The sequence below is a fragment of the Rhizobium sp. SL42 genome, from assembly GCF_021729845.1.
In the GTDB taxonomy this organism is placed as follows: domain Bacteria; phylum Pseudomonadota; class Alphaproteobacteria; order Rhizobiales; family Rhizobiaceae; genus Allorhizobium.
The window spans coordinates 1,048,935-1,064,008 of record NZ_CP063397.1 but is presented as its reverse complement, the minus strand read 5'-3'; the positions used below and the strand labels follow the sequence as shown (position 1 = coordinate 1,064,008).

Below are 15,074 nucleotides of genomic sequence, written 5' to 3'. Positions count from 1 at the left end.
GCATGCTTTCTGACTGACCGGACGATCGGCTCCGGTTTCGGATGCGCTATAGCGCCTTTCCGGCGCGTTTGACAGGCACCTTACCTCTCAAGACTTGCCAAGTTGTTTCTTGAGATCATAGAGCGCATCCAGCGCCTGGCGAGGGGTCAGGTCGTCAAGATCCAGTGACTTGAGCGCCTCCTCGACCTTCGAGGGACCGGCCTTGCGGCTATCTTCGCGGCGCACGGCCACCTGAAACAATGGCAGATCGTCGATCAGCTGGGCCGCCGGGTTCTTGCGGTCGGTATCTTCGAGCCTTGCCAATACATCACGCGCACGTGCGACGACGGCCGCTGGCAGACCCGCAAGACGCGCGACCTGGATGCCGTAGGAACGATCAGCCGCTCCCGGACCGACCTCATGCAGGAAAATGACGTCGCCGTCCCATTCCTTGACCCGCATCGTCACGTTCGACATGCGCGCCAGCTTTTCAGACAGGGCCGTCAGTTCGTGGAAATGGGTGGCGAACAACGAGCGGCAGAGATTGACTTCATGCAGGTGCTCGACCGCCGCCCAGGCGATCGAGAGACCGTCGAAGGTCGCGGTGCCTCGGCCGATCTCGTCGAGGATCACCAGGGAGCGATCGGTCGCCTGGTTGAGGATCGCCGCCGTCTCCACCATTTCGACCATGAAGGTCGAACGGCCACGGGCGAGATCATCGGAAGCACCCACACGCGAAAAGAGCCGATCGACCACGCCGATATGGGCAGCTCCCGCCGGCACGAAGGAGCCCATCTGCGCCATGATGGCGATCAGTGCGTTCTGGCGCAGGAAGGTCGACTTACCGCCCATGTTGGGACCGGTGAGCAGCCAGATCGCACCCTTGCCACCGGATTTTTCCGGCGACAGATCGCAATCGTTGGCGATGAAGGGACTGGCTGCCTGGCGGCGCAGCGCCTGCTCGACAACCGGATGGCGGCCGGCGGTGATCTGGAACATGCGGCTGTCATCGACGATCGGACGGCAATAGCCCTGCTCCTCCGCAAGGGCTGCAAGGCCCGCGGCGACATCGATGATGGCAAGCGCACGGGCAGCCGCCTTGATCGGCTCGGCGGCGGCCACGACATCGGCCACCATCCGGGCGAATGCCTCAAGCTCGATCGCCAGCGCCTGACCGGCCGCATTGGCGATCCGGCTTTCAAGGTCGGCGAGTTCCGTGGTGGTGAAGCGCATGGCGCTGGCCATTGTCTGGCGATGGATGAAGCGGGCCTTGCCCTCATCGGTATCGGTCATCGAGCCGGCGTTGCCGGCAGTGACTTCGATGAAGTAGCCGAGCACGTTGTTGTGCTTGATCTTCAGCGACTTGATGCCAGTCTCCTCGGCATATTGCAGCTGCAGGCCGGCAATTACGCGGCGCGACTTGTCGCGCAAGGCGCGGATCTCGTCGAGTTCGGCCACGGCACCTTCGCGCAGGAAACCGCCGTCGCGCTTCAGCAGCGGCAGTTCATCGGCGAGCAGGGTCGACAGCCTGCGACCGAGGTCCTGCGGCAGGGCCTGAAGATCGGCCATTGCATCAGCCAGTTCCTTCGGCAGGCGCGCCTGCGCCAGCAGGGCCGAAACGTCCGCCGATGCAGCCAGGCCATTGACGATACCGCCCAGATCACGCGGGCCACCGCGGTCCAGGGCCAGACGCGACAGGGCACGCGGCATGTCGGGCACCCGCTTGAGCGCATCTCGCAAGCGGTCGATCAACTGGCTTTCGGCAAGCAGGAAGGCAACGGAATCCTGCCGCGCAGCAATCGCTTCGGGATCGGTCAGTGGCGACATCAGCCGCTCGGCGAGAAGCCTCGCGCCGCCGCCGGTAACCGTGCGATCGACGGCCTTCAACAGAGAGCCGTTGCGGTCGCCAGACAGGGTTTTCACCAGTTCGAGATTGGCACGAGTGGCCGGATCGATGAAGAGGGTCGAGGCGGCGTTCTGTCGCTCGGGCAGACCGAGCGGCGGACGCTCGGCAATCTGGGTCTTCTCGACATAGGCGACTGCAGCGGCGGCGGCGGCAATTTCGGCGCGGGAGAAACTGCCGAAGCCATCGAGCGTGCCGACGCCGAAATAGCGTGCAATACGGCCTTCGGCACTGGCGCTGTCGAACAGCACGGCCGGTTGCGGCACGACGACCCGACCCAGCACGTCAAAGGCGGGTTTAAGTTCCTCGTCATGAAACAGCGTGTCAGGAACGATCAGCTCGCGCGGCTCGATGCGCAGGATATCGGAGAGCAGCCGGGTCTCAGTGGTTTCCGCCAGACGAAAAATACCGGTGGAGATATCGATCCATGCGAGTGCAAGCTGCGGAGCGCTGCCGCCGCGTATGCGGGCAAGCGCCATCAGGTAGTTCGATTCGAATGGCGAGAGCAGTTTTTCTTCGGTCAGCGTGCCTGGCGTGACAAGGCGCACGACGTCGCGCTTGACCACCGATTTCGAGCCGCGCTTCTTGGCCTCGGCCGGATCCTCGACCTGCTCGCAGACGGCAACCCGAAAGCCGAGCATGATCAGCTTCTGCAGATAATCGTCGGCAGCATGGACCGGCACGCCGCACATCGGGATGTCATGCCCGAGATGCTGACCGCGCTTGGTCAGCGTGATGCCAAGCGCCCGCGAAGCGTCCACGGCATCCTCGAAGAACAGCTCGTAGAAATCGCCCATGCGGTAGAACAGCAGGCTGCCGGGATTGGCGGCCTTGATCTCGATATATTGCTCCATCATCGGCGTGGCGGACGCGCGGCTTTCCTCCGAGGCAAGCGTTGCCACGTTCAGGACCTCGTTGTGGGTGGATGAATGGATCGTCACTGGCCAATGTTTTCTTGATGATAAAGTCGTGCAACACTAACGACCTGCACTGCAGAAAAACAACATGATGGGCGGACGACAACGCAGCTGCCCACAACAAGCTGAGGGGAAACATGCCGATCGACAAGAAAACAGTTCGCACGCGCGTTTCGGTCACCGAACAGGAAGCGCTCGATTTCCACTCGCAAGGCCGCCCCGGCAAGCTGGAAATCACGCCGACCAAGGCGATGGCCACGCAACGCGACCTGTCGCTTGCCTATTCACCGGGTGTCGCCGTGCCGGTCAAAGCCATCGCCGCAGACCCGGCAACGGCCTATGACTACACGACGCGCGGCAACATGGTCGCGGTCATATCGAACGGCACCGCCATCCTCGGTCTCGGCAATCTCGGTGCGCTGGCCTCCAAGCCGGTGATGGAGGGCAAGTCCGTCCTGTTCAAGCGCTTCGCCGATGTCGACAGCATCGATCTTGAGGTCGACACTGAAAACGTCGACGAGTTCATAAACTGCGTGCGCTATCTAGGCCCCTCTTTCGGCGGCATCAATCTCGAAGACATCAAGGCGCCCGACTGCTTCATCATCGAAAGCCGCCTGCGCGAGCTGATGGACATCCCCGTGTTTCATGACGATCAGCACGGTACTGCGATCATTGCAGCAGCCGGACTGATCAATGCCTTGGAACTCACCGGCCGCGACTTCAAGACGACCAAGCTTGTCTGCAACGGCGCGGGAGCAGCCGCGATCGCCTGCATCGAGCTGATCAAGGCGATGGGCTTCAATAGCGATAACATCATCCTCTGCGACACCAAGGGCGTGATCTCCCAGGGCCGCATCGAGGGCATGAATCAGTGGAAGTCGGCCCATGCGGTGAAGACCGACCGCCGGACGCTGAAGGAAGCGATGGAAGGCGCGGACGTGGTGTTCGGCCTGTCGCAAAAGGGCGCCTTCTCTGCCGAAATGGTCGCATCCATGGCACCGAACCCGATCATCTTCGCGATGGCCAATCCCGACCCGGAAATCACGCCGGAAGAAGTTGCCGAGATCCGCGACGACGCGATCATGGCGACGGGGCGTTCGGACTATCCGAACCAGGTGAACAATGTTCTTGGCTTCCCCTACATTTTCCGCGGGGCGCTCGATGTGCGCGCCAGCCAGATCAACGATGCGATGAAGATCGCCGCGGTGCGTGCGCTTGCCGAACTGGCACGCGAGGATGTGCCTGACGACGTGGCAGCCGCCTATCAGGGGCAGCGTCCGCGCTTTGGCCCGCAATACATCATTCCCGTTCCCTTCGATCCGCGTCTCATCTCCGCGATACCGGTCGCAGTCGCCAAGGCGGCGATGGAAACCGGGGTTGCACGAAAGGAGATCGACGATCTCGGTGCCTATGCCCATGAACTGTCTGCTCGCCGCGACCCGATCGCGGCCGCTACCCAGCGCATTTACGAGCATGTGCGCAGTCATCCGAAGAGGGTGGTCTTTGCAGAAGGCGAGGAAGAGCAGGTCATGCGCGCGGCCATCGCGTTTGCCAACCAGGGGCTGGGCACCGCCATTCTGCTGGGTCGCGACGAGCCCTTGAAGGCAACTGCGGAACGGGCCGGCATTGATCTCGATCGGCCGGGCATCGAGGTCGTGAATGCCCGCGTCTCGACCCGCGTGGATGCCTATACCGAATATCTCTATGCCCGCCTGCAGCGAAAGGGCTATCTGCACCGCGATGCTCAGCGCCTGATCAATACCGACCGCAACCATTTCGCCGCCTGCATGGTGGCCCTTGGCGATGCCGATGCGATGGTGACTGGTACGACGCGCAACTACTCGACTGCGCTCGAGGATGTGCGCCGTTGCATCGACACGGCACCCGGCCACAGGGTGATCGGCATTTCGCTGGCGCTGGCGCGCGGCCGCACCATCCTGGTTGCCGATACAGCCGTGCACGACATGCCGACCGCTGAGGAGCTGGCTGATATCGCCGAAGAATCGGCAGGAGTGGCACGCCGCCTCGGGCTCGAGCCGCGCGTGGCGCTGCTTGCCTATTCGACATTCGGGCATCCGACCGGCGAACGCTCCGAACGCCTGCGTGAAGCCGTGAAGATCCTCGACAACCGCCATGTCGATTTCGAATATGATGGAGAGATGGGGGCGGACGTGGCGCTCAACAGCCACAGGATGGAACAATATCCGTTCTGCCGCCTGTCGGGCACGGCCAATGTGCTCGTCATGCCGGCCATTCACTCAGCGGCGATCTCGACCAAGATGCTGCAGGAACTGGGCGGGCTGACCGTGATGGGGCCACTGCTGGTCGGCCTGGAAAAATCGGTCCAGATTGCCCAAATCGGCGCCAAGGACAGCGATATCGTCAATATGGCGGCGATTGCTGCCTACAATGCCGGTGCCTGAGCAAAAACCGGAGCGGCTTGCGCAAGCCGCTCCATATCCTCAGCCAGTTCGCTACGCAGCCAGCGCTTGAATTTCTCGACCTTTTCGCTGCGCCTGACATTTTCGCCGGCAACGAAATAGTGGCCGAAACCTGTCTTCACCGCCGGGCCGAAAGGCGCGATCAGCTGGCCGTGTTGCAGCTGATGCGAGGCGAGCGTCTGCCAGGCAAGCATGACGCCCTGGCCCGCAATTGCCGCATCAAGGCAGAGGGAGGCTTCGCTGAAGGTGTGGCGTGCCCGGATTTCTCCTCCGTCAAGGCCAGCTGCCGATAGCCAGACATCCCAGTCGAACATGGCCCGACCATCAATGATCTTCGGCAAGAGCAGAAGATCCTCCGGCCCCTTCAGTCCTTCAGCCATACCCGGCGTGCAAACGGGGACGATCCGCTGCTCAAGGATCAACTCCGATTTGAAGCCCTGCCAGTGTCCGCGACCGACGCGGATCCGAAGATCGACATCGGTCTGCGCGGCATCCGTCAGCCGGTCATTGGCATCGATGCGCAGGCTGATGTCTGGGAAGCGTTCGGAAAAGGCCGCGACCCGGTGAACCAGCCAGCGCGCAGCAAACACCGGCGCAACGGAAATCGTCAAGACCTTGTCGTCCCCGCGTTCCGCCAGCGCCACCGCACCGGACAGCTGGCGAAAACCGTCCGACAGCCGCGCGAGGATTTCTGCAGCCGCATCGATCGGCACCATGCCACGACTGGTCCTTTCGAAAAGGGCAGACCCCATCTGCTGTTCCGTCTTGATGACCTGCTGGCTGACAGCTCCGATCGACACGCCCAGTTCATCTGCAGCCGCCTGCAACGACCCGAGGCGCTTTACCGCCTCAACCGCCCGCAGTCCGTTCAAATGGATCCGATTGAGATTTCGCATATAGAAAAACTAAAACGAGGCAGCGGAAATCTCAATTGAATTTCGCCGCCATCTTCCCGAAAATCAGACGATCAAAAATCCTATCGGCGTCAATCTCTGCCGGAAAGGCATTGTGATGTTCAAGTTTTTCTGGAAATTCGTATTCTCGGGCAACGGCCGATCCGCGCCGGCATGGCAACAAGACCCGCTCAGTCACCCGGATATCCACGCCATGTCCCTGCGCGAACTCGCCGATCTGCCACTACCCGCGGAAGTTCCAACGGCACGCATAGCCGAAAGGCGGGCACTGCCCGCCCGCTCCAACATGGCAAAGCCGCAGAGCATTCTGTGTCAGCTGGCAAACCGCCCGGCGTCGGCACCATAATAATTGACGTAGCGGTCTGAAATGCTGGCGATCGGCAGGACAATCAGCACGTCGGTCGTGTTGAAAGCATGATCGACAACCGCACCATTGCTGACCATCGCCCCCAGACGCAGATACCCCTTGATCAGGGGCGGCATGGCCGACAGAGCGCGTCGCGCATTGATCGCTTCCGATGGCATCAGGTCCATTTCACGGTGCAGTTCGGGACGGGCGCTGACCGCCCACTCACCCTTGGCGACCGCATTCTGATGCAGGAAGGACAAAGCCAGCGCGTGTTCTTCCGGTCGGATGCCGGGGAAGGAACCGCAACCGAACATTCCGTCAACCCGGTGCTGCAGGGCGTAGGCCCAGCAACCCTGCCACAGAAGTTCAACGGTGCGCTTGGTGCGATATTCGGGCAGGACGCAGGACCGGCCAAGTTCCATGAAGCGCTTGTCCGGATGGCGGTCGAGCAATTCACCGATGGCAAACTCCGAGCCCGAGTAGAAACCGCCATGGGCGATAGCGACCTCGTGGCGCAGAAGACGATAGGTCCCGACAATCTGGTCTTCGGCGTCGCCTTCGATGGAACGGTCCAGAACCAGAAGATGGTCGCAAAGCGCGTCCCAGGCATCGACTTCACGCTCTCGACGCGCGCCTTCCGGGCTGATCTGGGCCTTCATTTCCTCGACAAAGACACGGTAGCGCACGGCCTGGGCCGCATCGATCTCCCGCTCGGTGCGCGCAAGCCGGGTTTCCAGCGAACCAATGCGGCCGAGAAGGCCAGGGTTGAGCGCAGCCCGCGCCGTGGCAGGTGCGCGCGTCTGATCAAGGAGTGATCCACATTCGACTAGTTCTACGCTCATCGCGACAAATCCGGCTTCGTTTTCCCGCGCCATAAACCACGAATCTGCGACAGGACAGTGACACATCGGCGGGCCACCCGGACCGCTCACTCCCCGCGCGGCTTGGCTTTCCGATGGGTGATAATCTCGTCGATCAGGATGCAGAAAGCGCCCAGCGTGATGAAGCTATCGGCCAGATTGAAAACGGCGAATGACCATGTCTGGGTGTAGAAAAGAATGTAATCGACGACATGGCCATAGACGAAACGATCGACCAGATTCCCGAAGGCACCGGCTATGATCATCGCGAAGCCGAGATGAGCAAAGTGATGATCCGGCCCCGTCTTGCGCCAGAGCCACACGACGAAGGCGACGATCAGCAGGCGCAGCCCGACGATAAACCAGCCGTCCGCATCCGACAGCATGGAGAAGGCGACACCGAGATTGTGGGTGCGATACAGTCCTAGATAGGGGACGACCGGCACCAGTTCGTGCAGCGGCAGATAGATCTCGACCGCATATTTGATCGCCTGATCGAGGATCAGCGCCGCGATGATGAAGATCGCGACCGGCACCGGTCGGTTGAATGCAGCCAACATCACTTAGTTCGCCCCATCCAGCTTGAGCATATGACGTCGCGCCTCAAACAGCATGACGCCGGTTGCAACAGCCAGATTGAGCGAATCCGCCATGCCGACCTGCGGGATGCGAGCCAGCGCATCAGCGGCCTCGGCGAGTTCATCCGGCAGGCCGGACTGCTCGTTGCCCATCAACAGGATGACGGGCTTGGAGCGATAATCGATCGTGCGGTAGTCGACCGCACCGGCCAGATGGGTGGCGACGAGGCGGGCACCGGATCCTTTTTTCCATTTGAGGAAGTCTGCCGGCGTCGCCTTGATCAGCGGCACCGCAAACATCGAGCCCATGGTGGCACGGACGGTTTCCAGCGAAAACGGATCTGTACAGTCGCCGACGAGGATGACGCCGGAGGCGCCGGCTGCATCGGCGGTGCGGACTATCGTGCCGAGATTGCCGGGATCGCGGACGCGGTCAAGCGCGACCCAGGTCTGGCCCTCGATCGGCGCAACGTCCCTGAGCGACGTCCAGCGCTGCTCGAAGACGGCCGATACCATCTGCGGATTGTCGCGCCGGGTGATTGCCGACATGACCTTCTCGCTGACCTCCAGCACGAGGCCGCCGGAGGCGATCGTGCGGGCAGCAACCTTTTCGACCAGCGGCTTGCCCTTGCCAGCCTTAGCGTAGACCAGGGTACGGATCGTCCAACCCAGTTCAAGCGCGTCGATGACCAGTTTCAGGCCTTCGGCGAGGAAGGTGCGGCTTTCGTCGCGGCTCTTCTTTTGCGACAGTGCCTTGATGTCCTTGACGATCGGATTGGCAAGGCTCGTGACTTCCTTCACCTGGCCGACGCGACGCGCGCCTTCCTGTCTGAAATCATCCGTCATTTCGGCACCCAGCGGCTAAAGAGAGAAGTTGAAAGCGCCCGGCCCGGCGTCTTGCCGTCGAGGCCCGCTTCGCGGATGACCAGTTCGCCGGATTCCACCAGGCCACGCTTGCCGCGCATGGTCTCGCGCATCAGTTCATGGATCGAATAGAAGCTGGCGCGGATCGAATAGGCGGTCAGCACCAGACCGTGCGCCTTCGGCGACAGTAGCTCGCGGCAGATATCGAGCATGAGAGGCAGGTGCTCAAACAGGTGCCAGACTTCACCATTCGGGCCACGACCGAATTTCGGCGGATCGGTCAGGATGATATCGTACTGGTTGCCACGACGCTCCTCACGCAGGATGAATTTCATCGCATCCTCGCAGATCCAGCGGATCGGCGCCTTGTCGAGGCGGCTCAGAGACTGGTTCTCCCGCGCCCAGCCGATCGCTTTCTTCGAAGCATCGACATGGGTGACTTCGGCACCGGCTGCTGCGGCAACCAGGGAGGCGACACCTGTGTAGCCAAACAGGTTGAGCACCTTCAACGGACGTCCGGCCTGCTCGATCTGGCTCTTCATCCATGCCCAATGGGCAATCTGCTCGGGAAAGACGCCAACATGGCGAAAAGCGGTAAAGCGACCCAGAAAATCGACACCTAGGAGCGACAATGGCCAGGTTTCACCGAGCGCCTCGCTGGGGAACCGCCAGCGCCCCATGCCGTCTTCGTCCGTGTCGCCAGTGAAAATTGCCGTTGCATTATCCCAGACATGGGCCGGCAGGGCCCTCGGCCACAGCGCCTGCGCCTCCGGGCGGACAATGCGGTAGGGACCGTATTGCTCAAGCTTCAGGCCATCGCCGCTGTCGATCAGATGGAAATCGCCAGCGCCAGACGATTCCAGAATCAACGGAACGCGCTCGGCCGGCCGCTCGCCACTGCGCAGCATCAAGGGGCGCACGGGCTCAGTTGCGACGGTTTCAACCTGCGCGTCGCGAGCGTTATAAGACGGTGCAGAAAGCTTTGCCGGGCGCGACTTCTGATCGTCGCGACGCGGCGGCCGGTCGTAGTTTGCGCCGGCCGGCTTTGCCTTCGCTGGCTTGCCGCCCGGCTTGCCGCCCTGGGCGCGATCGGCTCTCGCCGTGGTGCCTGCCGGCGGCTTTCCACCGGGGCGGCGTTCCTTGTTTTTCACGTCATCTATCCGTGGGTGCGTGCTCTTGTGGCGCTGCCCATATCATTCCAGCAGAGGTGCGAAAAGCGATTTTGAGGACAATTGGCTGAAGTCGGCCCCGATATGCCTACTTCGATGCGATCGACGGCAGGGAACTGCCGGCGATCTGCTCGGCCCGGGTCTTGTGGCGGTCTGCTTCCGCTTGCCAACGCTGGGCAGAACGGCTCTCGTTGCGGGCCCGCTTGCGATACTTGCTCTGCGAGAACCAGGTGACAACGGCACCGATCACGACGCCGAGAATGACGGCAAGGATCAGCAGCACGAACAAGGGGGCCGAAAGTGAAAGTGCCTGGTCGGCAGGATTGAACGGATTGAGTGCCAGGCTGACGGACTGCCGGTTGGCAACGGCCAGGACGATCAACAGAATACCAAGCGGAATGAAGACCACTAGCGTGAACAGTTTCCGGACCATGGCGGCACTCCCTGCGATTTGTTCGCCATGTCAGGACATGGCGCCTACGCCACCCAAGTTAATCACCGGGTCGACTTTTTCAATCCGGTCGAACGATCAATCGTCGTCTTCATCGCCCATGCCGGGGTTCAGACGCTCGCGAAGCTCCTTGCCCGTCTTGAAGAACGGCACCCACTTCTCCTCGACGAAGACGGTTTCGCCGGTCCGCGGATTGCGGCCGGAGCGGGAGGGACGGTTTTTGACGGAAAATGCACCGAAACCGCGAAGTTCGACGCGGTTGCCACCTGCGAGCGCGTCAGTGATCTCATCCAGCACGGCGTTGACGATGTTTTCGACATCCCGGTGATAGAGATGCGGATTGCGGGCCGCGACAATCTGCACAAGTTCCGATTTAATCACGCGCGCTCCCCCTGAATTTCTCAAATGTTCCGATCGCCGCTAACGTTGCCAAACCAAAAAAGCCCAGTCAAGGAACAACTTAACCGCAAGATCCAGCAATTGCGAAGGCTATGACAGAAATCACAAATGCAGGCGGACCGCTACCGCCAATTTTGGCTTATGCCTCCATCGGTCGCAAATTGGCCCCATCGCCATGCAAACTTGTAATTGGCGTGTGAAAATCCATATTGGCATTCACGGATTTAAATGCGAAACGTCGGCTCCGGGCGACGTCATCGATACGATGCGCGCTCAATCAGACGGATTTTCCTCATGTTGCAACGGACAGACGATAGTGCGCAGGCCGCCGGGCAGTCGCCTGGGGCGATTGCCTATCGCAAGGCTGCAAGCCATTCGACCCGCGTACGGCGCCTCAAGGTGCTTTTGCCGGTCGGCGCGGCACTGATATCCTTCATGTTCATCGGCGTATCGATCGTCCGCGCCTATCTGCCGGAAAACCTCGAGATCGCTTCGGCCAAGATTGAAAACGGCAAGGTCGTGATGGAAAAGCCCGCCATTTCCGGCCGCAATGCCGATGGCGTCAGCTATTCGATGCGCGCCGAGCGGGCGTTGCAGGACATCAAGAACCCGAACATCATTGCGCTCGAGACGATCGCTGCTGCTGTGCCGGTGAATGAGAAGATCATTGCCCGTGTCGAGGCAATCGGCGGCATCTTCGACCGCGGTTCCGAATTCTTGAACCTCGACAAGCCATTTACGCTAAACCTCAACAGCGGCCTCGATGCCCAGTTCCAGTCGGCACGCCTGAATATCAAGGGCGGCACGATGGAAACCTCGGATCCCGTCGCAATCCAGACCAAGGGCGCTTCGATTGTTGCGAAGTCGCTCAATATAACGGATAAGGGGCGAACAATCACATTCGCAGGCGATGTACGGGTCAATATTGAGCCGTCGGCGCTGCGTAAAAACGGGTCAATGGAAGCCGCCAAACCATGATTTCTAGCCGCTCCCCGAAGCTTTTCATCGCCGGCCACGTGTTGCTGCTCGGCCTTATGTCCTGCGTATCGACTTCGGCCTTCGCTCAGGCAAAGAGCAGCCAGATGGACGGCATGAAGCTTTCCAATGACCAGCCAATCCAGATCGAAAGCGACGCGCTGGAAATTCGCGAGCAGGAAAAGAAGGCTTTCTTCACCGGCAATGTCAAAGTCGTGCAGGGCGCGACCACATTGCAGGCAGGCGCGATGACGGTCTTTTATCGCGGCGAAGGCGCAAGCGTTACCCAGGGCAATGCCGACATCGAAAAGATCGATGTGATGGAGAAGGTCTTCCTGTCGTCCGGCACCCAGCAGGCAACGGCGGACAAGGGCTTCTTCGACATGACGAAGCAGGTGTTCGTGCTGGAAGGCGACCGTGTTGTACTCTCGGAAGGCCAGAACGTATTCGTGGGCTGCAAGCTGACCGTCCAGATGACATCCGGCCAAGCCAAGCTCGACAGCTGTGGTGGACGGGTACAGATCCAGCTCGACCCTAAATCGCAGAAAAAGCAGTGACGGGATCGGTCTGAACGTGCAAATCCCATTTCTTTCCAAGAAGGCCGGCAGCCCGGCGGACACGGCTGCGGCTGCGGCCAGCCCCGCCCTGAAGGGCGACAAGTCGCGCTACGAGGGCACGTTGATTGCCCATGGCCTGACCAAGACCTACAATACGCGCCGCGTCGTCAATGGTGCATCGCTTGTGGTTCGCCGGGGTGAGGCCGTCGGCCTGCTCGGTCCGAACGGGGCCGGCAAGACCACGTGCTTCTACATGATCACCGGCCTGGTCCCGGTCGATGCCGGTACGATCACGATCAATGGCAATGATGTCACCTCCATGCCGATGTATCGGCGCGCGCGCCTTGGCGTCGGCTATCTGCCACAGGAAGCGTCGATCTTTCGCGGATTGTCGGTCGAGGACAATATCCGCGCCGTGCTCGAAGTCCACGAAAGCGATCGGCGCAAGCGCGAAGCCAAGCTCGACGAACTGCTGCACGAATTCCATATCGAAAAACTGCGCAAATCGGCAGCGGTCGCCCTTTCCGGCGGCGAACGCCGTCGCCTTGAAATCGCACGCGCCCTGGCCACCGATCCGACCTTCATGCTGCTCGACGAGCCGTTTGCCGGCGTCGATCCCATTTCCGTCTCCGACATTCAAAATCTGGTCCGGCACTTGACGGCACGCGGCATTGGCGTTCTGATCACAGACCACAATGTCCGCGAAACGCTGGGGCTGATCGATCGTGCCTATATCATTCACGCCGGCGAGGTGCTGACCCACGGACGGGCGAATGATATTGTCAACAATGCGGATGTCCGTCGCCTCTATCTCGGCGACAAGTTCAGCCTTTAAAAGCCTTCGAAGCAAGAAAACGCCTCCGCCTCTCCTCCTGCGACTTGACCAAACTAAAATAAAAAGCAATTTTTGGGCCAAGTGGATTTTGCTCGTCATGATGGCGGGAATTATCGGGAGATGTAGGGGAGTCTAGCGTCGATCATGGCCTTATCCGCCAATCTTTTCCTGCGACAAAGCCAGTCTTTGGTGATGACACCGCAGCTGATGCAATCCATCCAGCTGCTGCAGATGACGCATATCGAACTGATGCAGTTCATCTCCCAGGAAATCGAACGCAACCCGCTGCTTGAAATGGTGGCAGATGATGGCGATTTGGGCGGTGACAGTGCCGATCCGACGGACAGGCCACCGCCGATCTCCGCAGATACGCATCAGACCAATGACGACGCAGGCGCTGCGCCCTCGCTCGACAGTGACTGGTATGAAGAGAATGACAATGCCAGCCTGAATGACCGGCTGGACGCCAATTTCGACACTGCGTTTGCCGACGAAGGCTCCGCGATGCGACCGGACGCGCCGGAACTCCTCAGCCAATGGAAATCGATGCCGGGCAATTCCGGCGAAACCGGCGAGGGTTTCGACCTTGATGATTTCGTCGCCGGGCAAATCAGCCTGCGCGATCATCTCAACCAGCAAATTCCCTTTGCGCTCAACAACGATACCGACCGATTGATCGCAGCCATCCTGGTCGATCACCTCGATGAGGCCGGCTATCTACGCGCCGATCTCGGCGAAGTATCCTCGCGACTGGGACGCGACCGGCATGCGATCGAGCAGGTACTGGAAACGCTTCAGACGCTGGAGCCAGCCGGTGTCTTTGCTCGGACGCTCAGCGAATGCCTGGCCATACAGCTTCGCCAACGCGATCGATACGATCCGGCGATGGCAGGCCTGGTCGAGAACCTGGAGCTTCTGGCGAAACGCGACTTCAATACGCTAAAGAAGATCTGCGGCGTGGATGAGGAGGATCTCATCGACATGCTGGCCGAGATCCGCAAGCTCAATCCCAAGCCCGGCAGCAATTTCGAGCACAGCGCAACGGAATCGGTGACGCCGGACATCGTGGTTAGACCCGATCCGCTTGGCGGCTGGAAGGTCGAGCTCAATCCGGATGCCCTACCGCGGGTTCTGGTCAACCAGAACTACATGGCAGCCGTCGGGCGGCAGGGCGGCAGCAAGGATAGCGGCGACCAAGCCTTCATGTCGGAATGCCTGCAAAGCGCCAACTGGCTGACGCGCAGCCTCGACCAGCGCGCCAAGACCATCATGAAGGTTGCCGTGGAGATCGTTCGGCAGCAGTCGGCCTTTCTCGAGGAAGGCGTCGACCATCTCAGGCCGCTCAACCTGAAGATCGTTGCCGATGCAATCAAGATGCATGAATCGACGGTAAGCCGCGTCACGACCAACAAATACATGATGACGCCACGCGGCCTGTTCGAGCTGAAATATTTCTTCAGCGTGTCGATCGCATCCGCCGAGGGTGGCGATACGCACTCCGCCGAAGCCGTACGCCATCGCATCCGCATGATGATCGCGCAGGAAAGCACCGACGCCGTCCTGTCCGATGACGATATTGTGCACACCCTGAAATCCAGCGGTGTCGACCTCGCGCGAAGAACCGTGGCCAAATACCGGGAGTCGATGAATATTCCCTCCTCCGTGCAGCGGCGCAGAGAGAAGCGCGCCATGGCAAAAGTGCCTGCAATCTAGGGTTTTCAACGCGCGAAACTTACCTGAATCTTAACGGTGCATTGACTTTCGGCGGGATGAAAGCTAGAAGCCCGCCGCAATCGAACGCGCATACTCTTGCTTGAAACTTATCCCCAGCACACGCCCATCGAACGAGGCAACAGATTCATTGGTTCGCTCGAAAAGCTTGG

Annotated in this window: 14 protein-coding genes; 5 read left to right on the top strand and 9 right to left on the bottom strand. The window is 60.6% G+C overall.

Annotation, left to right across the window (positions count from 1 at the left end; genetic code table 11):
* Positions 1-87: 87 nt before the first annotated feature.
* Positions 88-2,739, bottom strand: a complete 2,652-nt coding sequence (gene mutS / locus IM739_RS04930) for a DNA mismatch repair protein MutS (RefSeq protein WP_237370979.1) — start codon at positions 2,737-2,739, stop codon at positions 88-90.
* 197 nt (positions 2,740-2,936) lie between these two features.
* On the opposite strand from mutS, the gene IM739_RS04925 reads away from it, so the two are divergent.
* Entirely contained in the window at positions 2,937-5,222 is a 2,286-nt protein-coding gene (locus IM739_RS04925) for an NADP-dependent malic enzyme (RefSeq protein WP_237370098.1), read from the top strand.
* Here IM739_RS04925 and IM739_RS04920 read toward each other — a convergent pair.
* The 8 genes from IM739_RS04920 to IM739_RS04885 all read right to left on the bottom strand — a co-directional run bounded on the left by IM739_RS04920 (position 5,204) and on the right by IM739_RS04885 (position 10,806).
* Positions 5,204-6,136: a LysR substrate-binding domain-containing protein gene (locus IM739_RS04920; protein ID WP_237370097.1), complete on the bottom strand. Its 933-nt coding sequence runs from the start codon at positions 6,134-6,136 to the stop codon at positions 5,204-5,206. The genes IM739_RS04925 and IM739_RS04920 overlap by 19 nt on opposite strands.
* Before the next feature lie 31 nt (positions 6,137-6,167).
* Positions 6,168-6,332, bottom strand: coding sequence for a hypothetical protein (locus IM739_RS04915; protein ID WP_237370096.1), 165 nt, complete (start codon positions 6,330-6,332; stop codon positions 6,168-6,170).
* A 134-nt stretch (positions 6,333-6,466) separates the two neighbouring features.
* Positions 6,467-7,345 (bottom strand): GNAT family N-acetyltransferase, encoded by an 879-nt coding sequence (locus IM739_RS04910; protein ID WP_237370095.1) that lies wholly within the window; start codon positions 7,343-7,345, stop codon positions 6,467-6,469.
* 86 nt (positions 7,346-7,431) lie between these two features.
* Positions 7,432-7,923, bottom strand: coding sequence for a signal peptidase II (gene lspA, locus IM739_RS04905; protein WP_237370094.1), 492 nt, complete (start codon positions 7,921-7,923; stop codon positions 7,432-7,434).
* 3 nt (positions 7,924-7,926) lie between these two features.
* Positions 7,927-8,787 (bottom strand): TrmH family RNA methyltransferase, encoded by an 861-nt coding sequence (locus IM739_RS04900; RefSeq protein ID WP_237370093.1) that lies wholly within the window; start codon positions 8,785-8,787, stop codon positions 7,927-7,929.
* Entirely contained in the window at positions 8,784-9,956 is a 1,173-nt protein-coding gene (locus IM739_RS04895) for a class I SAM-dependent methyltransferase (RefSeq protein ID WP_237370092.1), read from the bottom strand. The genes IM739_RS04900 and IM739_RS04895 overlap by 4 nt, the downstream gene beginning before the upstream one ends.
* A gap of 106 nt (positions 9,957-10,062) precedes the next feature.
* Positions 10,063-10,407 carry a LapA family protein gene (locus IM739_RS04890; RefSeq protein ID WP_237370091.1) on the bottom strand — a complete coding sequence of 115 codons (345 nt, stop codon included), beginning with the start codon at positions 10,405-10,407 and terminating at the stop codon, positions 10,063-10,065.
* A 96-nt stretch (positions 10,408-10,503) separates the two neighbouring features.
* The gene (locus IM739_RS04885) at positions 10,504-10,806 is read right to left on the bottom strand and encodes an integration host factor subunit beta (RefSeq protein WP_113143069.1); all 303 of its coding nucleotides are present in this window, start codon (positions 10,804-10,806) and stop codon (positions 10,504-10,506) included.
* A gap of 312 nt (positions 10,807-11,118) precedes the next feature.
* Between IM739_RS04885 and lptC the strand changes: the two genes are divergently transcribed.
* The 4 genes from lptC to rpoN all read left to right on the top strand — a co-directional run bounded on the left by lptC (position 11,119) and on the right by rpoN (position 14,904).
* Positions 11,119-11,802, top strand: coding sequence for an LPS export ABC transporter periplasmic protein LptC (gene lptC, locus IM739_RS04880; protein ID WP_237370090.1), 684 nt, complete (start codon positions 11,119-11,121; stop codon positions 11,800-11,802).
* A complete protein-coding gene (locus tag IM739_RS04875; protein WP_442981121.1) occupies positions 11,802-12,356 on the top strand; it encodes an LptA/OstA family protein in 555 nt (184 codons plus the stop codon). Before lptC ends, IM739_RS04875 begins: the two co-directional genes overlap by 1 nt.
* 16 nt (positions 12,357-12,372) lie before the next feature.
* Positions 12,373-13,191: an LPS export ABC transporter ATP-binding protein gene (gene lptB / locus IM739_RS04870; RefSeq protein WP_442981093.1), complete on the top strand. Its 819-nt coding sequence runs from the start codon at positions 12,373-12,375 to the stop codon at positions 13,189-13,191.
* A gap of 144 nt (positions 13,192-13,335) precedes the next feature.
* Positions 13,336-14,904: an RNA polymerase factor sigma-54 gene (gene rpoN / locus IM739_RS04865; RefSeq protein WP_237370088.1), complete on the top strand. Its 1,569-nt coding sequence runs from the start codon at positions 13,336-13,338 to the stop codon at positions 14,902-14,904.
* Positions 14,905-15,074 lie beyond the last annotated feature (170 nt).